Genomic DNA, 22702 nt, shown 5'->3' with positions numbered 1-22702 from the left:
TATTAAATATTATTTTTCCGATAAACTATCAAAATATTTTCTATTATATTCAATGCTTGGATTATTAGGTATGAACTGTGCAGCTTGTTCGTTATGATAAATTGCCTTTTCATATTCTTTTATTCGATCATAACAAATACATAGTTGAATATGCGGCAACCATGTATGACACTCTTCTCGGACAAACGGAGAATCCTTTGGCCTGGGCCCGTCAATTGCTGCATGGTACCAATATATCGCTTTAGAATATTCCCCTTGTTGCAAAAATACACGTCCTAAGTGGCAACAAAGTTCTCCTCTAGGCGTGTCATACGTAAATGATTGCAAACAAGACTGTATAGATTTTTTTAAGTCCCCCAATTCTAAATAACATTCGGCTCTTTTTAAACAAGCTTGAATGTTATCTTCAACCCAACCCTTTTCTTCATCTAAAAACCTAGAATACCCCTTAACAGCCTTATCAAATAATCTGTGATCCTTACATTCATTTGCATAATAGTACACATCGCGGGGGCTAAATTCTTTTCCACTCTCAAGATGTTTTTCATATATTTTCAAATTACGATTAGTATATGCTTTTTCTTTTTTATGACTTACCCCTACGTCACTATTTATAAGATTTCCATACACCTCTAAATATTCATGAACAAATCCATACCATTGAAAATTTTTACTTCTGTTGACTAATCGATATCTCCTTAAAGAATGTGTTGGATTTCCTTCTATATCAAAAGTTAAATAATATTTCATAGATACTGCATCCGTACTACGATCTAACGTATGTTTTAACTGCAACAATTTCTTTATATCTTCCGTATCTATTATGTCATCTGCGTCTAGCCAAAGAATATATTCTTTTGTAGCTTTAGAAAACGCAAAATTTCGTGCCGCTGAAAAATCTTCAATCCATTGAAAATCATAAACTTTCGCGTCGTACTTCTTCACAATTTCTTTTGTACCATCTGTTGAACCTGTATCTACAATAATAATTTCATCCACAACACTTTTAACCGATTCTAAGCATTTTGATATAGTTTGTTCTTCATCTTTTACAATCATGCATAAACTAATAGTAATGGAGTTTTCCATCATATCCCCCCTATCCTTTTGATGTATATGTTTGGAGAGAAATTTATATTTCTTTTGCTTCAAAATTGAGTTTTCATTTTACAAAAGAAACATAATGAGGCGGTGCAGTGAAATTGGATAGGGGAATTTCACTCGAAGATTGCAAATCAATGAAAAAAACCGAAGCCTGAACAAGACTTCGGTTCTTTATATAGAGAATACATAATTTCGATTCCTTTTTACTCCGCACCTTCCGCGGCCGCAATATCATTCTCTAAGTTTTCTCTTGATAATTCCGCCGCCATAAAATTAGCTGTTTCAGGAAGTGCTAAATGCATATGAGCTTTTTGACAAATTTGGATCGTACAGTTTTCTACAACATAGTCGAAAACATGTCCGCCACCGCTTCTTTCATTATCAATGTAATGTAAGTGGAAACCAGCTACACCAATACCTTGCGCGTAATCTGGTGTCCAAAATCCAGCTAGCGTACCTTCTGTATCTTTAAACGAAAAAATCGGTTGTGATTTCGTCACTTCAACGAGCGGCGTATACGGTTTTTCTTGTCTTGGAACAGTTCTCGTTCTAACTTCACGGAACGTACCGTCCATTCGAATCGCATAAAATAAGTTTTTACTTGGCATTAATTCATGTAATAACGCTTCCACTTCTTCACGATTCATCGGATGCTCTACCGTATAACTCATTTCTTTTTCAAAAAACGTTACAGTCGCAAACGGTGTTGTTTCCTCTGGCTCTACTTTTTCTGCGGAGCCGTCTGAACGTAAATGGTAAAATTCGTTATCAAACGCGATCATTTCACCATCTAATTGATCAAATGTGCCGATGCCGAAATCACCACGTTCCTTCAATTCCTCAAAGCTAATCACACCATCATATATACCATCTAATAGCGCAAGCATTGTAGATGTTTGATATACTTCATTATTCGTTTTCGTTCTTTTTGCATCAATATCAATTAATTGCGCAACAGTCATCTCACTCATGCCCCCATTAGTTTAATTGGTTTGGTAATAGTTTTTCGCTTAATTTAATGTTGTCACGGTAATCGATTGGAATATCAACAATGACAGGGCCTTCTGCTTCTAACGCTTCTCTCAATACACCTTCTAATTCGTCTGGTGTATTGACACGAAGACCTAACGCCCCGAAACTTTCCGCATATTTCACAAGATCGACATCGCCAAACTCTGTAGCTGATGTTCTGCCGTATTTCATCATTTGTTGGAACGCAACCATATCGTACGTACCGTCTCTCCATACGAGATGGACAACCGGAGCATTTAAACGTACCGCTGTTTCTAATTCCATCGCTGAGAATAAGAAACCACCGTCACCTGACACTGAGACTACTTTTTTACCCGGTTCTACTAAAGTAGCAGCAATTGCCCAAGGAAGTGCAACACCTAACGTTTGCATACCGTTACTAAATAATAGTCTACGTGGTTCATAAGAACGGAAACATCTTGCCATCCAAATAGAATGGGAACCGATGTCACATGTAACGGTTGTATCGTCACTAATTAAAGAACGAAGTGTACGAATGACTTGAAGTGGATGCGTAACACCTTCTGAAGCACGATTTGGAACTTCTGCTTGCTCTGATAATTTCGCGCGTAATCGCTCTAAAACTGCTTCTGATTTCGTATTTAATACAAGCTTCGGTAATTTCTCCGCAATGCTATTTACAGTTAAAGCGATATCACCAATTAATTCACGCTCTGGTTGGTAATCATGATCGATATCTGCTTGGTGATCATCAAGGTGAATAATTGTTCTATCGCCAAGTTTATTCCAGAATTTCGGATCATACTCAATTGGGTCATAGCCGATAGAAATAACAAGATCCGCTTCTTCTAGTAAAATATCACCTGGTTGGTTACGGAATAATCCAACGCGGCCGAAGAAATGATCTTCTAACTCACGTGAAATTGCACCAGCTGCTTGATACGTTTCAACAACAGGAAGTTCTGTACCAGCAATTAACTCACGAACTGCTTTCGTTACTTCATTGGTGCTTGCTCTCATACCGAGTAAAATAACTGGTAATTTTGCTGATTTTATTTTTTCTACTACGTATTCAATATGATTTGTGGGAGCGATTCCAAGCTGTGGCTTAGAAAGCGCACCGATAGATTCTACTGTCGTTTCCGCAGTCATAACGTCTTGCGGAAGACTTACAAGTGTTGCTCCTGGATTTGTAGAAGTAGCACTTCGAAATGCATTAGTAAGTGCTTCTGGTACATTATCAGGATGCTCGACTTCTACGCTATATTTAGTGATTGGTTCAAATAATGCAGCATTATCCATGGATTGATGCGTACGTTTTAATCGATCTGTACGCGGAACTGCACCAGCTAAAGCAACAACGGGATCACTCTCCGCATTCGCAGTAACAAGACCTGTCGCTAAATTTGATGTCCCTGGTCCTGAAGTTACAAGACATACGCCCGGTTTCCCTGTTAATCTACCAATAGCAGCTGCCATAAATGCTGCGTTTTGTTCATGACGACAAACAATTAACTCTGGTCCTCTTTCTTGCAGTACATCAAATACAGAATCAATCTTCGCTCCTGGAATACCGAAAACATGTGTAACACCTTGTTTAATTAAACAATCAACAACAAGATCTGCTCCTCTTGTTTTTGTTTTCACGTCGTTTGCTTTTACACCTGTACTCAAACTAATCATTCCTTTATTTCATAATGTGTGTAATAAAGATTTTTAATTTCACCTAGTTAATTAATGTGGTGAAGTATTGTTTATCATTATATTACAAATGCATTATTTTTCCAACAATATGAATTTGACAGTTTTTTGACAACCTCTAAGGAATACGCTTACAACCCTTTGTTTATCCTAAAATAATATTTTTATATCTCCTCTAAAAATGCACGAAAAAATTCCATCTAATCACAGTATTAATAAGATTATAGTACCTTGCAAAGAACACTACTAAATGATATATTTGTAAATATTGGAATACCCAATAATTGGAACGCACCTTGTAATTCGTATCCCCCTTTTCAAAAGATAGGATTCTCAGCTGTAATTCATCATTTTATAAAGGAAAGTGATTGTTATGAACAAAAGTGAATTTTTGGAACAACTTAGTTCTTCCTTGCGGAATATGCCTAATGCAGAAAAGAAAGATATTATTTCAGAGTATGAAACTCATTTTATCAGTGCTAAACAGGATGGGAAATCTGAAGAAGAAATTTCTAGAAAACTAGGAGACCCTAAAACTATTGCTAAAGAACTTAATGTTTCATATGCAATAAACAACGCTGACAATAAACGAAGCTTCAAAAATATGATAACCGCACTATTTTCTGTTATGAGCTTAAGTGTTTTAAACTTTGCCTTTATCATTATCGCCTTTTTCGTACTACTCTTTTTATTACCGATTCTTCTAGCCCTTATAATTGCCACTCCATTATTAATCATTTCACCTATTTTATTAATAGGGTTAGGATTTTTTAACGGTTTTCATCAAATCAGTTATTCCGATGTTTATAATGTGTTCATCGCTTTTTGCAGCGGTTTACTCATATCCGTAATATCTTATCAAATGATAAAACATATATACGCACTTTTAGTAAAATATTTGAAATGGAATGTAGCTATTTTACAAAGATAATAATGAATGTAAAAGGAGATTAATATGAAAAAGTATATTTTATATCCACTCATGTTACTTACAATTTTATTTCTATCAGCTTGTTCAAACAGTAACCAATCTAATGAAAAAAACGATGTACAATCCATTAAAGATGTTACGGTTAAAATTCCAGAAACTATATTTAGTTCCTCAAAGAAAAATGAAAATATTAATGAAAACGAAATGAAACAAAATATAAAGACTTATTTAGATTATAGCGGAGAGTTATACGAAAACATCGTTCCCCTTTCATCAGCCATGTCTGATGAGAATGTCACTGAATCCGACCGAGAGAAATTAAAAAAACTAATAAATTTAGCGAAACAAAATGATGCGAATTTCCATGATTTTATTAGTAACAATACTATACCTGATGATTACAAAAAGCCTTCGAAAGAAATCTATGAATTTATTTCATCGTCTACAGCACTTTCAGTAGAACTAGATCAAGAAATAGAAAAAATCGCTCAAGATGGTAACTTATTCAAGACCGATTTTTCTTTTACAAAGCGCTTTGAGAAAGTTAATGGTAGAAAGCAAAAAGAGATTGAAAAGTTTTTGAAAGAAAAAAATATTAAAACTGAGTATTTCAATAAATAATTATATATGTAAAAGAGAAATTGAAAGATACATCATATATTCCCGTCAAAATAGTCACTAACACATGGCTATTTCGGCGGGGATTTTTTTGTGGAAGGACTATCAAATTACCCACAAAAAAAAACGCCCCCATACTAGGAGCGTCTTCCATCATTACGCTTGTTGCGCGCTATATAATTCTTCAAGTGGCTTCATGATGATTTTGTTAACGTCAGTGATAACGATGTTTAAACGTTGCTCAGTTTCCATTAACTTTGTGATTTTTGCATCTTGTTGAATGCGAGTTACAACTTCTTGTGCTTTTTGGTTATCTTCTTCAGTGATTTCTTGGCCTTGCATCATTTTTTGTTGTAAGCCAAGTTGCATCGCGCGGAACTCTTCGAATAAGTTCTTTGACTCTGCATCTCCTTGTACTGCTGCGTAGCTTGCTTTTAATGTTTGGAAATCTTCGTTTTCAGCGATTGTTTTTTGTAATTCATATGCAACATCATGAATGTTTTTTGTCATTTTATTTTTCCTCCTTTAGAAGGCTAGCGCTTTTCGCTCACACTGCCTTTTAAGTGCATTTACATACACACCTCTTCTTACCATATCAAACTATGCATGAGATGGGAAGAAATTTCACTTTTATTTCTATACACCCATCTTTATTACTTAAGGAACAAGAGTAACAAGCCTTGAATAAATCCAATTGCCCCCCCTAATAACGCCCCTAAATATGTAATCATTTTTAACTCATTTTTTGTAATGGACAATACGAGATCTTCTAGTCTCTCTGTTGAAAATGTAGATACTTCCTGCTGGACAATTTCCGCAAGCTGTAGATTTCCCAATATACTTCCCACATTTTCTGTTCCCCACTTCAAGCCTTTCTCTACTGCGCTAGGGACCACTTTTTCAACGATTGTTTCTCGAACTGGCTCACATACTTGCTGAACAGACTGATTTAAAAATCTACTCACTGTTTCCTCTACTTTAACCGCTGACAATATGGAGTTCACAATCATTTCTTTCTCTACGAACGTTTCTAATTCTTTTACGTCTCTTCCTTTTAACTTTTCCCACTCTTTTTGCAGTACATCAGTTAACAGACGCTCTGTTCCATCTTGTCCTAAAAACTTAATGACTTCCGGCTGCACGCGATCAACTAAACTTACATTCCCTAAAAACATACCAACTAAGTTAAGCATCGTCCCGCGAGAAGCGAAAAAGTCATCAATCATTTTTGAAAGGCGTTCCTTTCCTTCTTCACTTTCCAAAAAGCTAATTCCTCTTTTTAAAATAAAAGATGCTACATTCGGAATCGCATTCTCTACTTTTTCATGAACAGAATGAGGTAACGCCTGTTCCCATGTATATGTATAGTGCTCTGCTAAAAATGCATGAATTTTTTCTGTAATAACATGCTCGATTTTCCCGATCGCCTCTTCTTCTACATGTTCTAAATTCCATTTTTCTAACATATCCCGTAACGACTGTTCATTTGTAATTACTTTATCCACTTCCACTTGTGTCCAGCGAATTAAACTGGTTTGAAACTCTTTATTTGTTAGTTTTTTTCCAATTCCTTCTGGTGTTAACAAATGGTCTACAACCATTTTACCTAATTGAACAGCAAGCTCATCACGGCGCTTCGGAATTAACCCTGGCGTAAATGGAACCTGAAACTTCCCAATATAAATCGGACGATGAGGACGAAATAACATTTTTATCGCTAAATGATTTGTGTATCCTCCAATAATTGCCCCGAGCCCTGTCGTTATTAACATATTTAACCATATATTCATCACAATCAACCTTTCACTTCTCCAAAACTATAGCATATCATCATACGGACAAAAGTATAATGGTATAAAAACGTATTTGCAATATATAGCTTCGCCTATAATGCAAACATCTTATTACTAAAGGAGTGATTTCGTTGGTTCTTGGTCTTTTAACTTCCGGGCTCCATCACGAGCAAACGTATTACACCGAAATCGCTAAGCGAGCTCGTCTTTATCATAACGTCGTTGCCCAATTCACACCGTTTAGCATTGATTCAAAGACAGATCTTGTTTCTGGTCTTATTTACGATACAGATACAGGAAATTGGATAGATCAAACCTTTCCCATTCCTTCATATATATATGATCGTTGTCATTTCAAAGAGGATGAGGAATTCCAACAAGCAAATGCGATTATTCATTCATTACACAAACGTTCTTCCACTACCTTTTTAAACAACACACTTATTAACCCAAGCGATTTACACAATCTTTTTCTTACTAATAAACGTCTTTCCCCTTACGTACCAAAAATAATAAAAGGAACAGTACAAGGAATTTTTAAATTACTACTAGAAACAAGAGATATTATTATAAGACCAATCAATATACACTCCAATGAAAATTTATATCGGGCCACTTACAAAAATAAAACATTTCATATCGATACAATAAATGAACAACATCATACTTCTACTCAATTCAAACGAACAGATAAATTTATATCATGGTGCAAATCGAACATACACTCATTCCGTTATATGATTCATCCAATGTTACAACCTCCAAATCAACTATCATATCCGATTCATATTCGAACCATTATGCAAAAAAATAAAGAACAGAATTGGAAAGTGCTCGGTCAATTTATACAAAAATCTTCATTCCCAGCACAATTTTTACTTTCAGCAACAGAACGTTCTATGTTACATCCATTTTCTAAAATTAAATATTTACTTTCTCCAACTGGCGTTCAATTATTAAAAGATGCTTTACATGATGTTGTAAATGAAGTGTTTAAAACACTCGATCAGTCCTATTCTTCATTATTTGAACTAGAGCTTTCTACCATTATGGATCAAAAAGGTGCCATTTGGCTTATGTACGTCAATACGATGCCATCTTACGATGTTTATACTAGGTACAACGACGAACTGGCTGAACAAATTTTTCATGGTCCATTAAAGTTTAGCCGATTTACACCATAACGAAAGGAGGAAATCCCCGTTGAAAGAGCACATATATACATTAAGTATTTCAGATGAGCATCCAAATAGTATTACTTTACCTTACGTTTTTTCTATTACACCACCAATTACATCCTTTTTCTTTGGCTTACGTTATATTACATGTGAGAATATTAAAATTCATTATTCATTCACGCGAGAAATTATTATTGGCGAACAGATTGCAGCCGATCTTTTACTACCGCATTCAGCAACAATCCATGCCTTCTTACACAATCAAACCATTGTTTTCGGCCCATTAATCGGGATTTTCACAACTGGCTTTAACGATGATTCTAATTCTCCTTTAGGAAGTCGTTCCATCTCTCTCAGTGAGTTATTAACACCACCATTCACATTGCAGCCATTTGTATTTGTCTTTGGCATTCAACATATAAACTGGGCAGAGGAAACAATTGAAGGGTACTTCTTTCAAGAAGGAAAATGGGTAAAAAACAAAGTCCCTTTACCAAATGTCATTTACGACCGATTACCAAATCGGCAAGCAGAAAATTACAAACCTATCGTAAGAGCAAAAAAACGTTTAGAAAGCGACTATGGGATTCCGTGGTTTAATCCGGGATTTTTCAATAAATGGGAAGTGCATCAACTTTTAATGAAAGAAGATTCAATTAAACCATTCTTACCAAATACAGAAGTATTTCAACATTTTGAACAAGTAGAACGACTTCTCGGTACGTATAAGTACATTTATATGAAACCAATACACGGTAGCTTCGGAAGAAATATTCATCAAATACTCTATTCTCAAACTGATAATTGCTACTATTGTCGTTATCGTGAAAATGAACAAAACAAACTAAGAAAGTATCAATCATTAGAAGCCCTTCTTAACCATGTGTTAAAAGGACATGATTTAAAAAAGTTTATCGTACAACAAGGTATCTCACTGCTCCGATTCGAAGGGCAACCCGTCGATTTTCGCATTCATACAAATAAAAACCATTTTGGTAATTGGGTAGTCAGTGCAATCGTCGCAAAAATCGCCGGCAAAGGTAGCTTAACAACTCATGTAAATAGCGGCGGTGATACGAAATTACTTCAGGAACTATTTCCTGATTCAACAAAGCAAGTTCAAATTGAAAATAAACTAAAACAAACAGCCTTACAAATCAGTTATGCACTTGATGGGCAAGTAACCGGGAACATTGGAGAAATTGGTTTTGACATTGGTTTAGACACCACGGAAAACCCGTGGCTATTTGAAGCAAATTCTAAACCGGGGCGAACTGTATTCCAAGATGAAAAGTTAAAAGAACAAAGTGAACTTACGCGCCAATTATTTTATGAATATGCCATCTATTTAACTGAACACTCTTTGCGCGACACGAAAGAAAAAATGTCACAAATAAAATCAGTTCCTTCGTCACATACCGAAAACATCCCTTCCCCTATGATTAACTCACAAATACAAAAACAAAAACTTCCACCTCCTTCATAAGGTGGAAGTTTTTTATTTAAACGAGCTTCACTACAACTTCTGTTTCCACATTACATACTCCGCAATAAAAAACATGATTGCAATACTCCTGTGAATTATTATGTGTTAAACCGTCTACTGCACTTAATAATTCTTGATCCATATATGCACTGTAATCGTCTATGTAATCTACAGTTTTCCCATAATCTTGGAGTATACCTTGGCAATTTTGACAAGAATATGTTTGTAATTCTAGCGCGTTGCAAAGCGGGCAAATTCCCATCATGATTCCTCCATACGTTATCGTTTAAAAACAATTAAAAAGCCCTTTTTTTAGATTGAAGAGAGCATCTAGCCGTGCATAGACGCGGTCAGTTCCTTTTTCTGCCCCATCCTGGGTTAAAACAGAACTATGTAGTTGCTCCCGATTTAATTTTCATTTTACTAAGCTTTAATTTTTCTCACTTTAATTACATTTTCGTTTAAAAGCCTCTTTTTTAGATTAAAGAGAGCATCTAGCCGTGCATAGACGCGGTCAGTTCCTTTTTCTGCCCACCCTGGGTTAAAACAGAACTATGCAGTTGCTCCCGATTTAATTTTCATTTTACTAAACTGGAATTTGTCTCACTTTAACAAATCATAAGTTAAGTAAGCCAAGCTGGTTATACAAAGAAAAAAACGCATATGATTTCGCTCTTAGTTTAGCCTTCTTTCTTAAAAATACAACGATTACTCTTATTTCATAATTTACGAAATGATGAAATGTTTTTTACAAAATTTACAAATTATTTTTTTGTATATCTTTCTAGGTAACATCCATACTATGAGTACAAACTTAATTACCGATGGATTAGCGCCAAACGGGGCGATAATCTGGTTCAAATCCAGCTAGTCCAACCAAAAAAATTTTTATAACTCTAAGGAGGATATATTCCTATGGCAAACCAAAGTTCTTACAATCAATTAGTAGTACCAGGTGCAACAGCAGCAATCGATCAAATGAAGTACGAAATCGCTCAAGAATTTGGTGTACAATTAGGAGCAGATTCTACGGCTCGCGCTAACGGTTCTGTTGGTGGAGAAATTACAAAACGTCTAGTTGCAATGGCTGAGCAAAGCCTTGGCGGATTCCAAAAATAAATATATATGGCAAAAAGGTCTCAAGGCATATGCCTTGAGACCTTCCTTAATTTATTGCAACATTTGTAAAAACTTCTTCGTTCGTTCTTCTTTTGGATTTGTAAATACATCTTCCGGTGTACCTTGTTCGACAACGACACCGCCATCCATGAAAATAACACGGTTCGCAATTTGATGAGCAAAGCGCATTTCATGCGTTACAATGACCATCGTCATTCCTTCTTTAGCAAGTTCTTTCATAACCTTTAAAACTTCTTGAACTAGCTCAGGATCAAGTGCTGACGTTGGCTCATCAAATAGTAAAACTTCCGGCTCCATCGCAAGCGCACGAGCGATTCCAACGCGCTGTTGTTGTCCACCTGATAATTGGAACGGATATAAGTCTACTTTATCCGCAAGACCAACTTTTTCAAGGAAATAGTTTGCTTTTTTCTTCGCTTCTTCTTTCCCCATCTTTTTCACTGTAACGAGCCCTTCCATTACATTGTGAATTGCTGTTAAATGCGGGAATAGATTATGGTGCTGGAATACCATACCTGTTTGCGTACGAAGATTTACAATATCTTTCTTCGATACTTTTTGAGAGAAATCGAGCTCTTTATTGCCGATGCGAATGTTACCAGCGTTCGGCGTTTCTAACACGTTGAGACAACGTAAGAATGTCGTCTTACCAGATCCAGATGGCCCGATAATAACAACCACTTCGCCCTTCTCAACTGATAAGTCTATATGTTTTAATACGGTATTATCTCCGAAACTTTTTTGTAAATGTTGAATTGAAATCATAAAAACAAAAACTCCTTTTATGAAAGGGTTATTTTAGAGTATAACGTTCTGAACGTTTTTCTAATATTTGTTGCACGATAGATAATAAGAAGCAAATTACCCAATAAATTAGACCTGCTTCAAAATAAACAATTAAAAACTCATAGTTCATTGCCGCAATTTCCTGCGCTTTTCGGAACATTTCTGTTACTAAAATTAACGACGCTAATGACGTATCCTTCACTAAACTAATAAATGTATTCGAAAGCGGCGGAATTGATACGCGTGTTGCTTGTGGTAAAATAACACGTTTCAATGCTTGCGGGTATGTCATCCCAATTGTGTAAGCCGCTTCCCACTGTCCTTTCGGGATTGAAAGGATAGAAGCACGAATAATTTCAGATGCATATGCACCTACATTTAATGAAAATCCAATAACTGCTGCTGTATATGGCTCAACTTCAATATTAAGAGTTGGAAGACCATAGAAAATAATAAATAACTGTACAAGAAGTGGCGTTCCGCGAATGATAGATACATAGATACGAGCAATCCATTGTAAAATACGACTACCTGAAATACGTGCGAGCGCTGTTAACGTCGCAAGTATAATACCGATAATAAATGTAATAAGCGTTAACGGAATTGTCGTAAAGACAGCTTCCTTCAGCATAGGCGCGAAGGAAGTCTGCATAATATCTATCCAAGTAGACAATCGATCTGACATCAATGCGCTACTTAGATACATTTTCACCGAACCATTTTTTCGTTATTTTATCGTACGTACCATCTTTTTTCATATCTTCTAACGCTTTATTTACTTCTTGTACAAGTTTGTCGCTACCTTTACGGAATAAGAATCCACTTTGTGACGCTTCTTTTTCTGTATCTACAATTTTAATTTTTGCATCTTTTTTCGTTTCTAAATAGTTTAACACTGATAATTTATCATTGATTGTAAAATCAACGCGGCCAGAACTTAATAATTCTGCTGCTTGGCTAAATCCTTCTACACCTGTGATTTCCGCACCATTTTTCTTAGCAATATCTGCGTAGTTACTCGTTAAAGATTGCGCTGCTTTTAATCCTTTTACGTCAGCAAATGTAGCAGGTTTATCTTTATCTTTCGCAACAACTAATGCTGCTGAAGAAGAAATGTATGGACTAGAGAAGTCATATTTCTTTTGGCGATCTTCACGAATACCAACTTCGTTCGCAACCATGTCGAAACGTTTTGCATCTATTCCTGCAAGTAAGCTATCCCATTGTGTTTCTTTAAATACAGGCTTTACACCTAAACGTTTTGCAACTTCTTCTGCTAATTCAACGTCAAACCCAGTTAATTTATCGTTTGTATCGTGGAACGTAAATGGTGGATATGTACCTTCTGTACCAATTACAAGCTCACCGCTTTGTTTTATCTTCTGTAATGCATCTTGATTAGCTGTATCTTTTTTCTCTTCTTTACCGCAGCCCGCTACAATCCCAATCGCTAATGTAGTTACTGCAAGCACTGAAAATAATTTTTTCATGATAGTAGTCCTCCAAGTATTCTGATAGGAATTTAAAAACTATATTGATTGTATGCAATTTCGAACAATTTTTCAATGAAAATGTTCTTATTTAGTTTAACCTTTTTCTTCATAATCAAACAAAATGGAAAAATAGCGCTACATACAAAAAATAAGTAACATTTTTTAATATAGCATTTATAAAGAAAAAGGTAAAACAATACCTACTTATTTATAAGTTTTTCAGCCGGTGAAATATATTAACTTCTAAGCGGACAATCCGATCAAAAAAGAACTTGCGAAAATCGCAAGTTCTTCTAAAAATTAAGCACTCTGGTTTCCTTCCATTTGCGTTTTATACATATCGTAATAACGCCCGCGCTTTTTCATTAATTCATCATGGGAACCTTTTTCCAAAATCGTTCCTCTATCAAGCACAATAATTTGATCAGCGCTCTTAATTGTTGAAAGACGATGAGCGATAATAAACGTCGTTCGTCCTTTCTTCACAACTTCTAGCGCTTGTTGAATCATCGCTTCTGTTTCTGTATCAATACTGGAAGTCGCTTCATCTAAAATTAAAATAGCAGGATCAAAAGCAAGTGCCCTAGCAAACGATATAAGCTGACGTTCTCCGGTTGAAAGTGTACTTCCTTTCTCCGTAATTTTTTCATCTATATTGTTAGCAAACCTTTCCGCACCAACATCACGTAACGCCTTTACGATGCGATCTTTTGAAATTTTTTCATTTTCTAAGCTTACATTGGATGCCACTGTCCCGCTAAATAAAAACGGATCTTGCAATACAATTCCCATATGTTCACGTGTTGCTTGTTTCGGCATCTCTGTTACATCGTGACCATCAATCGTAAGCTTCCCTTTTTGAAATTCATAAAACTGAAAGAGCACATTCATAATGGAACTTTTTCCTGATCCAGTATGACCGACAAGTGCCACTGTCTCCCCTTGTTTCGCTTCAAAAGAAATATTTTTTAATACTTCATCTTTTCCATTGTAAGAAAACGAGACATTATCGAATTTCACATTTCCGGTTAAGCGAGGCATACGTTCTTCTTCTACTGCCTCTCCCTTTTCCTCTAGTAATTCAAAGACGCGCTCTGATGCAACACGCGATTGCTCTAAGTTAGCAAGTTGGTTCACCATGTTCGTAATTGGCGAGAACAATCTCGTTAAATAATCGACGAAAGCATACAGTATCCCTAGAGAAAGGAGGCCAGAAGCACTTAATGAAGCACCACCAAAATACCAAATTACACCTGTAAAAGCGATGTTTCTTAATACAGACACTAAATTATGCGAAGTTGCTGCATTTAAATTTAAAATTTTATTTTGATATTTAAAATAATCACCATTTAACTCTTCAAATTCCTTCTTCGTTTCATGTTCTTGACGAAATGCTTGAATAATTGGCATCCCTTGAATTGATTCATTCACTGTTCCGTTAATATCCGATAAACGCGAACGCATTTTATGATTGTATACAGACGCATACTTTCTATACATAATCGCCCAAACAATTAAAATTGGGATGATGAGTAAGCATAGTGCCGCCAGTTTTACATCAAGTAAAAATAGCGCAGCGAAAATCCCGATAATATAGATGATACTAGAGACGAATGTCGCAAGCACTGTTACATATAAATCACGAATCGCTTCTGTATCATTCGTTACACGCGATACAATTTTCCCTGCTGGTAAATGGTCAAAATAACGAATTGGCAACGTTTGAATATGGGAAAAGACGTCTTCCCTCATAATTTGAATAATTTTATTTGCCGCCTTCTGTAAGAAGAACTGCTTTCCGTATGCAAATAATGATACGATTACTAATAAAGCGAAATATCCACCGCCAAGTAGTAATAACCTATTTATTTCTGGTTTATAAAACGCAAATACTTCTTCTTTCGTTAAGGCTTTCGATTTATACACTTGCACTGCCTTACCACTTTGTACTGTAAGCACATCACCCTTAACAGAACGAGTTCCTTCAAGCGTTATTTTATTCGGTACAAAATAGTACTGAAAACCAACTTGAATCACTCGGACTTCTTTCCCTTTTTGCTCACCTTGTTCAAAGCGATCACTTCGCTTATAAAAGGCGCCATTATATGAAACAGCATCCTCACTCTTTTCTGTTTCATACCAGGGTCTCTCTATTCCAACGATATGCTCATCGATCATCGTTTTTGCGACGAAAGGACCCGCGAGTTCTGCAATAACGAAAACAAATAGCATCGCCATCGCTGCAAAAATCGGCCCTTTTACTTTCATCGCGTATTGAAACAATCGTTTTGAAACACTCATATTTTCACCCCACTATCCGTACTTTCACTTTCACCTTGTTGTCTTTCGAACTGCTCTGCATACCAGCCCCCATTTCGAACGAGCGCTTCATGCGAACCTTCTTCAATAACCTCACCGTTATCCATAACGAGAATCCAATCAGCATGCTGCACTGCTGACAAACGATGCGTTGTTATAATCGTCGTCTTCCCGCTTCTTTCTGTTCGTATGTTTTCAATAATTGCCGCTTCAGTACGAGCATCAACAGCTGATAAAGAATCGTCCAAAATTAAAATTTCCGGATTTTGAATAACAGCCCTCGCAATCGAAATCCTTTGCTTTTGCCCACCTGATAAAGAAACTCCTTTCTCTCCAACGAGCGTTTCTAAACCTTCCGGTAAAAGCTCTAAATCCTTTTTAAACGCAGCTATTTCAATCGCTTTTTCAAGTTCTTCTTCAGTCGCTTCTCTATTTCCGAATAAAATATTTTCCTTCGCTGTTTTTGAGAACAAAATGTGTTCCTGAGGTACATACCCAATCCAGCCAAGTACGTTATCATTCGTAATTTTATCTAGCTTCACATCAGAAACCGCAATATCCCCTTCCCCAAGTGGATATTGACGAAGAAGCTGACGAACGAGCGTCGTTTTCCCGCTTCCTGTTTTCCCAACAACTCCAAGTGTCTCTCCTTGTTTTAATGAGAACGAAACATTTTTTAAATTTGTTTCAATTGATGAAGGATATGAAAAAGTAACGTTATCAAATTGAATGTAATCTGGCTCTTGTACAACCTTTGGATCTTTCGGATTCTTTACATCCGGTTCATAAGCTAACGTTTCATTTACACGGTCGAGCGACGCATTTCCTCTTTGCATAACATTAATCAATTCACCAATTGCAAACATCGGCCAAATCATCATCCCTAAATAGACGTTAAAAGAAACGAGCTCACCAAGTGTCACCTTTGATTGGAATACGAGATATGCACCGTACACTAAACCAATTAAATAACTAAGACCGACGAGCATTTTTACAGTTGGCTGGAATAATGCATCGATTCTTGCTACTCTCATATTTTTCTCGTATACGTCATCTCCTAAATGATGAAACCTTTCTTGATCAGCGTTCTCCTGTACATACGCACGAATAACGCGTACACCCGCAATTGATTCAAGTACTTTATCGTTCATATCCCCGAACGCATCTTGCGCGACTGTAAATCTTTCATGCAACTTCTTTCCGTATCTATTCATCGCATATGCCATAATCGGAAGCGGTATAAGCGCAGCAAATGTTAACTGCCAACTAATTGAGAAGCCCATCATACAAACGATTGTAAGCATATATAGACTAGAATCAACGAGCGTTAATATACCAAAACCAGCTGTCATGGAGATTGCTTTTAAATCATTTGTCGCTCTCGCCATTAAATCGCCAGTACGATTTTTTTGATAAAACGTCGGTGTCATCTTAAGTAAATGCCCCATAAATTTTGAACGCATCTTTTTCTCAAGTACGAACGCACCGCCAAATAGTTGGTGCTGCCAAATGAAAGTAAGCACATACCCACCAATCGTTACCCCAAGTAAAATAAAAATATATTGCATAATCGCCTCATTCGTTAAGGCTCCCGTTTTAATATTATCAATTGTAATTCCTAACACTTTCGGTGGAATTACCTCTATCACGTTTACAATTAAAAGTACCCCAATTGCGATACTATACCTTTTCCAATGCTCTCTAAAAAACCAGCTTAACTTTAGTAATACTGAAAACAATATAACCTCCCCTTTCTCGTTCCCGTTTGATTCACATTTCTTTACCCGCTATCCAAACCCATCACATTTACATTTCGTAAGCCATACAATTTCATCACATTTTTCCACCTTCCAAATTCTGATTTTTTATAGTAACCACGCAAACAAGGAAAATAAAGTGAAACTTTAATCAGTGGGGGTTTTGTTCATTCTCCACTGATTATTAGCCCGCAAATAGCGGGATAAACAAAAAAAAGCATACCGCCGCTTGACGATATGCAAAGAATGCATAAAAGCGTACGTTACGATATACGCAACGTACGCTTCTCATAAGACGCAAAGGTCCTATATATCCGCACGGGTTGCGTAATGATATGAATGTTTTCCGCCATTTAACAGAGCTAAGCCCATTACATTTACGATTACAATCATTACGCACACCCCCTTCATTTATTTTCCATTTATAATCTTACAACTTTATTGAGTATTCTGTCAATTGTTTTTTTTCGCTTTAGAATAAAATAATCTTTTATCACAAAAAATGAAAGTGATGCATTCTACTTATAATTCAGTTTGAAATAAGGGAATCTTCTGTAAGAAAGGGCATACAAAACAAAAAAATAATAAGAAATCGTTTTCACAAACATTTCATTTGAAAAATATTATCAAACCACCTACAATCACCTTATACTCACTCTTACAAGTTGCTATTTTAGGAGGACTAATCATGACAACTAGCAATACGTACAAATTTTATTTAAACGGAGAATGGAGAGAAAGCTCTTCAGGTCAAACAATCGACATTCCATCTCCATACTTACACGAAGTAATTGGGCAAGTACAAGCAATTACTCAAGGAGAAGTAGATGAAGCAATTGCATCTGCAAAAGAAGCTCAAAAATCATGGGCTGAAGCTTCTCTACAAGATCGCGCAAAATATTTATATAAATGGGCTGATGAGCTCGTAAATATGCAAGATGAAATTGCCGATATCATTATGAAAGAAGTCGGTAAAGGCTATAAAGATGCGCAAAAAGAAGTCGTTCGTACAGCTGACTTAATTCGTTACACAGTTGACGAAGCACTTCACATGCACGGTGAAAGCATGATGGGTGATAGCTTCCCTGGTGGATCTAAATCTAAACTTGCGATTATTCAGCGCGCACCACTTGGTGTTGTATTAGCAATTGCACCATTTAACTACCCAGTAAACTTATCTGCTGCAAAACTTGCACCAGCACTTATTATGGGTAACGCTGTTATCTTCAAACCAGCAACTCAAGGTGCAATTAGCGGTGTTAAAATGGTTGAAGCACTTCATAAAGCTGGCCTTCCAAAAGGTCTTGTAAATGTAGCTACAGGACGCGGTTCTGTAATTGGTGACTACTTAGTAGAACATCCTGGCGTAAATATGGTATCGTTCACAGGTGGTACAAATACAGGTAAACATTTAGCGAAAAAAGCTGCGATGATTCCACTTGTATTAGAACTTGGTGGTAAAGATCCTGGTATCGTTTGTGAAGATGCAGACTTACAAGAAGCTGCAAAGCATATCGTAAGCGGTGCATTCTCTTACTCAGGTCAACGTTGTACAGCTATTAAGCGTGTACTTGTACATGAAAATGTAGCAGACGAACTAGCTGGCTTATTAAAAGAGCAAGTAGCTGAACTATCAGTTGGATCTCCAGAACAAAACAGCACAATCGTTCCATTAATCGACGACAAATCTGCTGACTTCGTTCAAGGTTTAATTGACGATGCTGCTGAAAAAGGTGCAACAATCGTTATCGGTAACAAACGTGAGCGCAACCTAATTTATCCAACATTAATCGACAACGTAACAGAAGAAATGAAAGTTGCTTGGGAAGAGCCATTTGGCCCAATCCTTCCAATCATCCGTGTTTCTTCTGACGAACAAGCGATTGAAATTGCTAACAAATCAGAGTTCGGTCTGCAAGCAAGTGTCTTCACAAAAGACATTAACAAAGCATTTGCAATTGCTAACAAAATCGACACTGGTTCTGTTCAAATTAACGGACGCACAGAGCGCGGCCCTGACCACTTCCCATTCATCGGTGTAAAAGGTTCAGGTATGGGCGCACAAGGTATTCGTAAGAGCCTTGAGTCTATGACTCGTCAAAAAGTAACTGTATTAAACTTAGTTTAATCTTATATGTAGCAGCTGATCTAATATTTAGGTCAGCTGCTTTTTAGTTAAAACCCTCCAGGACCTAATAACGAATTCTTCTCTATAATCTGATTATTACTATATCCATTGACGTATAAAAATACATTTGTTACTCTTAAACATGTTAATTTAATACATAAATCCTCATTCGTATCTCGGTGAGGTAGAGGTTGCAGTCATTAAGAGTATCATTTCAGGAGATGTAGTGGCATTGATGAAGAAATGAGAAAGGAATGATTGCCGAAGTAAGTCGTGTCCACCATACACGCTTGCTGGGTCTGCATTTAATAAGTGCAGAACTGTCACAAACGTTTCGTTTGTGGAGAGCTATCGAGAGGTATGTCGTGGGTTTCTTATAAGATAGAAAGCATGTAGCGGCAGATTACGTGCTTTTTTTGTTTTGTTTGGACCTTCTCTTCCTTATCAGGAAGACATACATATCTCCTCGCTTGACTTGGTTATACTAACTTTGGAGGTATTTTCTATGCAACAAAAAAAATGGGGCTTTTGGGTACTAACAGCTTTCGTTGTCGGTAACATGGTTGGCGCTGGTATTTTCATGGTGCCCAGTACGTTGGCACAAACAGCAAGCCCACTCGGTGTCACTTTAGCTTGGTTAACAACAGGGTTTGGTGTTTTAATGCTAGCTCTTGTTTTCGGTAATTTAGCAATTCGTCGTCCTGATTTAACAACAGGACCACAAAGTCATGCATATGCTTTATTCTCAACACCAAAAAGAAAGAAAATGGCTGGTTTCAGTATGGTATGGGGATATTGGGTTGCAAACTGGGCAAGTAACGTTGCCATCATTACATCTTTCGCGGGATATTTATCGCTCTTCTTCCCGATTATGAAAGATACACGACTATTGTTTTCAATCGGCTCTTTCAATATAGAAGTTGGAAAACTAATTACATTTACTATTTGTTCCATCTTACTTTGGGGAACACATTTAATTTTAACAAACGGTGTAAGCGGAGCTGGGAAGCTAAACTTCTTAGCAACAACAACGAAAGTAACTGGATTCCTTCTATTCATCGTCGTTACGTTATTTGCGTTCGAAGCTTCAAAATTTGGACAATGGTACACACCAATGATCGATAAAGAAGGCGTATCACATGGCCTCCTTTCACAAGTAAATTTAGCGGCTCTTACAACGCTTTGGGCATTTATCGGGATTGAATCAGCCGTTCTTTTATCAAACCGAGCTACCTCTCCAAAAACGGTAAAACGTGCGACTGTTGCCGGTTTATTAATAACGGTTGCAATTTATTTAGGAATTACAATTTTAACAATGGGTGTGCTTCACGTTGATAAATTACAAGCTTCTGAACGTCCATTAGCAGATGCATTAAACGCTGCAATGGGTCATGGTGGCGGGAAACTTATGGCATTACTTGCTCTTACTTCCCTATTCGGTTCAATATTAGGCTGGATTTTATTAAGCTCAGAAGTACCTTATCAAGCTGCAAAAGAAGGTTTCTTCCCTTCCTTCTTTACAAAAACAAATAAAAAAGGAAGTCCAATTTACTCATTACGATTAACAAACATTATGTCACAAGTGTTCTTATTCTCAACACTATCTGGAACCATTGCGGAAGCTTATACATTCGTTATTACAGTATCAACTTTAGCCTACCTCATTCCATATCTCGTTTCACCAATATTCCAGTTAAAACTGGTCGCAACTGGTGAAACTTATAAAAATGAGTTACGGGCAAGAATTATAGATGGTGTGGTCGCAGTTATTGCAATTTGCTATGCGTTATGGGTTATTAAAACAGGCGCGTCCGATATAAAAACATTCCTTCTCGGAATTGGTTTATTCGGGATTGGCTTTGCCTTCTATCCATTAATGAATCGTGATCAGAAAAAAAATAAAGAAAAGAAAAACGAGCAAGTTGCGTAACGCAATTTGCTCGTTTTTTACTTTATAAAACATATATAATAGAAAAAAGAGGTGAAAAACATGTCAATCGAATCACTATGGAGCTCTCGCTTTCAACAACATATTCAAAATGCCATCACATACTTTGCACGTATGATTAACGGTTTACTATATAGCTTCATCTTCGTCTCATGTGTAGGTGCATATTATTACGCTAAGTTTCTTAAAACGGATCCTTCTAAAGGAATATCTCTATTGCTTATTACAATCGTCTTAACAGCGATTATAACGAGATGCCCAATACGTACATTTATTCAAAAGCCCGATGCTGTCTATTTACTAGCACTAGAAGAGAAATTAACTTCTTATTTTAAAAAATCTCTTCTATATAATTACATCATTCAGCTCTTCCCATTATTATTTACGTTCCTTATTCTCGTACCACTTGCACTGCAATCATTACAATTAACCGTACCTTTTTTATGTACAATCTTTATCGTTTTAATGATTTTAAAAGGCTGGAACATATACATACATTGGATGTGGCGTGATAGTTATGAAAAAAACATATGGTTTATCATTCGTATTGCTTGTAACGCCCTAATCATTTACATGCTGTTTTATGTTGCAAATATCATTGTGCTAGGCGGCTTACTATTACTTCTTGCCTTTCTACTCCTATATACAAAAAAACAGCCCACAAAGCGAATACCGTGGGAATACATAATCGAGCAAGAAGAAAAAATGGACATACGATTTTATCAATTCGCTAGCATCTTTACCGATGTTCCGCAGCTAAAAAAACAAGTAAACGGCAGAAAATGGCTTACGAATTGGATCGAACCTTTACTACATAAAAAACAAGCTACTTTCTTCTATTTACATACACTTGCATTTTTACGTGGTAATGATTATTTCGGTATATATATTCGCTTGGGGGTAATCGGTGCTTTCATCCTATATTTTGTTCCGAATATATACGTAAAAGCTGCTATCGTTTATATCATCCTATATATGATTTCTATGCAGCTTCGTTCTCTGTGGAAATATTTTTCGGGAAATATTATCGTAGCATTATATCCAATTGATACTGAAGAACGAATGAGTCAATTTCTTAGCTTAATCTTTATATTGCTAAGCATTCAACTCATTGTATTTTCAAGTGTTATACTCATTGCTACAGTACAATTTTTACATAGCCTTATCATTATGGTTATCGGGTTACTCTGGATCAAATTTATTATTGTACCAAAAACGAAGAAACGAATTTCCGCATTTTAACGAAAAAGAGGCTGCACATCACAGCCTCTTTTCTCGTCCCAAAATTTCTAATCACTTTTCATAGGCAGTTCTCATATAGTGAAAA

Annotated in this window: 19 protein-coding genes and 1 riboswitch; of the genes, 8 read left to right on the top strand and 11 right to left on the bottom strand. The window is 36.4% G+C overall.

Annotated features, from left to right (window positions below; genetic code table 11):
* Positions 1-9: 9 nt before the first annotated feature.
* From ABH957_RS24460 to alsS, 3 genes are all read right to left on the bottom strand, one after another.
* Positions 10-1089: a tetratricopeptide repeat-containing glycosyltransferase family 2 protein gene (locus ABH957_RS24460; RefSeq protein ID WP_215576785.1), complete on the bottom strand. Its 1080-nt coding sequence runs from the start codon at positions 1087-1089 to the stop codon at positions 10-12.
* Between the two features lie 218 nt (positions 1090-1307).
* The gene (gene alsD / locus ABH957_RS24455) at positions 1308-2066 is read right to left on the bottom strand and encodes an alpha-acetolactate decarboxylase (RefSeq protein ID WP_404512400.1); all 759 of its coding nucleotides are present in this window, start codon (positions 2064-2066) and stop codon (positions 1308-1310) included.
* 16 nt (positions 2067-2082) lie between these two features.
* Positions 2083-3771, bottom strand: a complete 1689-nt coding sequence (gene alsS / locus ABH957_RS24450) for an acetolactate synthase AlsS (protein ID WP_404512398.1) — start codon at positions 3769-3771, stop codon at positions 2083-2085.
* A gap of 400 nt (positions 3772-4171) precedes the next feature.
* On the opposite strand from alsS, the gene ABH957_RS24445 reads away from it, so the two are divergent.
* Both ABH957_RS24445 and ABH957_RS24440 read left to right on the top strand, forming a co-directional pair.
* Positions 4172-4729, top strand: coding sequence for an HAAS signaling domain-containing protein (locus tag ABH957_RS24445; protein ID WP_404512396.1), 558 nt, complete (start codon positions 4172-4174; stop codon positions 4727-4729).
* A gap of 24 nt (positions 4730-4753) precedes the next feature.
* Positions 4754-5350, top strand: a complete 597-nt coding sequence (locus tag ABH957_RS24440) for an NDxxF motif lipoprotein (RefSeq protein ID WP_404512394.1) — start codon at positions 4754-4756, stop codon at positions 5348-5350.
* Positions 5351-5503: 153 nt separating this feature from the next.
* Here ABH957_RS24440 and ABH957_RS24435 read toward each other — a convergent pair whose 3' ends face one another.
* Positions 5504-5857 carry a YlbF/YmcA family competence regulator gene (locus ABH957_RS24435; protein ID WP_088035249.1) on the bottom strand — a complete coding sequence of 118 codons (354 nt, stop codon included), beginning with the start codon at positions 5855-5857 and terminating at the stop codon, positions 5504-5506.
* A gap of 143 nt (positions 5858-6000) precedes the next feature.
* Positions 6001-7146 carry a DUF445 domain-containing protein gene (locus tag ABH957_RS24430; protein WP_404512392.1) on the bottom strand — a complete coding sequence of 382 codons (1146 nt, stop codon included), beginning with the start codon at positions 7144-7146 and terminating at the stop codon, positions 6001-6003.
* Between the two features lie 125 nt (positions 7147-7271).
* Here ABH957_RS24430 and ABH957_RS24425 point away from each other — a divergent pair, with 125 nt between their 5' ends.
* Both ABH957_RS24425 and ABH957_RS24420 read left to right on the top strand, forming a co-directional pair.
* Positions 7272-8324 carry a YheC/YheD family protein gene (locus ABH957_RS24425; protein ID WP_002010850.1) on the top strand — a complete coding sequence of 351 codons (1053 nt, stop codon included), beginning with the start codon at positions 7272-7274 and terminating at the stop codon, positions 8322-8324.
* Between the two features lie 19 nt (positions 8325-8343).
* Entirely contained in the window at positions 8344-9804 is a 1461-nt protein-coding gene (locus ABH957_RS24420) for a YheC/YheD family endospore coat-associated protein (RefSeq protein ID WP_404512390.1), read from the top strand.
* Positions 9805-9820: 16 nt separating this feature from the next.
* Here the strand turns inward: ABH957_RS24420 and ABH957_RS24415 are convergent, their stop codons facing one another.
* Complete coding sequence (locus ABH957_RS24415; protein ID WP_002186650.1) at positions 9821-10066, bottom strand: hypothetical protein; 246 nt, start codon at positions 10064-10066, stop codon at positions 9821-9823.
* 653 nt (positions 10067-10719) lie between these two features.
* Between ABH957_RS24415 and sasP the strand changes: the two genes are divergently transcribed.
* Positions 10720-10923, top strand: coding sequence for a small acid-soluble spore protein, SasP family (sasP, locus tag ABH957_RS24410; RefSeq protein WP_000013349.1), 204 nt, complete (start codon positions 10720-10722; stop codon positions 10921-10923).
* A 51-nt stretch (positions 10924-10974) separates the two neighbouring features.
* Here sasP and ABH957_RS24405 read toward each other — a convergent pair whose 3' ends face one another.
* The 5 genes from ABH957_RS24405 to ABH957_RS24385 all read right to left on the bottom strand — a co-directional run bounded on the left by ABH957_RS24405 (position 10975) and on the right by ABH957_RS24385 (position 17281).
* Positions 10975-11709, bottom strand: a complete 735-nt coding sequence (locus ABH957_RS24405) for an amino acid ABC transporter ATP-binding protein (protein ID WP_002010843.1) — start codon at positions 11707-11709, stop codon at positions 10975-10977.
* Positions 11710-11737: 28 nt separating this feature from the next.
* Positions 11738-12436, bottom strand: a complete 699-nt coding sequence (locus ABH957_RS24400) for an amino acid ABC transporter permease (protein WP_033706449.1) — start codon at positions 12434-12436, stop codon at positions 11738-11740.
* Positions 12423-13220 (bottom strand): amino acid ABC transporter substrate-binding protein, encoded by a 798-nt coding sequence (locus ABH957_RS24395; RefSeq protein WP_002010840.1) that lies wholly within the window; start codon positions 13218-13220, stop codon positions 12423-12425. The genes ABH957_RS24400 and ABH957_RS24395 overlap by 14 nt, the downstream gene beginning before the upstream one ends.
* Positions 13221-13523: 303 nt before the next feature.
* Positions 13524-15524, bottom strand: a complete 2001-nt coding sequence (locus tag ABH957_RS24390; protein ID WP_404455518.1) for an ABC transporter ATP-binding protein — start codon at positions 15522-15524, stop codon at positions 13524-13526.
* Positions 15521-17281 (bottom strand): ABC transporter ATP-binding protein, encoded by a 1761-nt coding sequence (locus ABH957_RS24385; RefSeq protein WP_404512388.1) that lies wholly within the window; start codon positions 17279-17281, stop codon positions 15521-15523. The genes ABH957_RS24390 and ABH957_RS24385 overlap by 4 nt, the downstream gene beginning before the upstream one ends.
* A 706-nt stretch (positions 17282-17987) precedes the next feature.
* On the opposite strand from ABH957_RS24385, the gene gapN reads away from it, so the two are divergent.
* The 3 genes from gapN to ABH957_RS24370 all read left to right on the top strand — a co-directional run bounded on the left by gapN (position 17988) and on the right by ABH957_RS24370 (position 22617).
* Entirely contained in the window at positions 17988-19427 is a 1440-nt protein-coding gene (gapN, locus tag ABH957_RS24380) for an NADP-dependent glyceraldehyde-3-phosphate dehydrogenase (RefSeq protein ID WP_002010835.1), read from the top strand.
* Positions 19428-19604: 177 nt separating this feature from the next.
* Positions 19605-19786: riboswitch (Lysine riboswitch) on the top strand.
* Positions 19787-19932: 146 nt separating this feature from the next.
* Positions 19933-21357: an amino acid permease gene (locus ABH957_RS24375; protein ID WP_404455512.1), complete on the top strand. Its 1425-nt coding sequence runs from the start codon at positions 19933-19935 to the stop codon at positions 21355-21357.
* A gap of 60 nt (positions 21358-21417) precedes the next feature.
* Positions 21418-22617 (top strand): ABC transporter permease, encoded by a 1200-nt coding sequence (locus ABH957_RS24370; protein ID WP_404512386.1) that lies wholly within the window; start codon positions 21418-21420, stop codon positions 22615-22617.
* Positions 22618-22702 lie beyond the last annotated feature (85 nt).

The sequence above is a fragment of the Bacillus sp. RC242 genome (genome assembly GCF_044908245.1).
GTDB classification, from domain to species: Bacteria; Bacillota; Bacilli; order Bacillales; family Bacillaceae_G; genus Bacillus_A; species Bacillus_A mycoides.
This window is presented reverse-complemented; position numbering and strand designations above follow the sequence as displayed.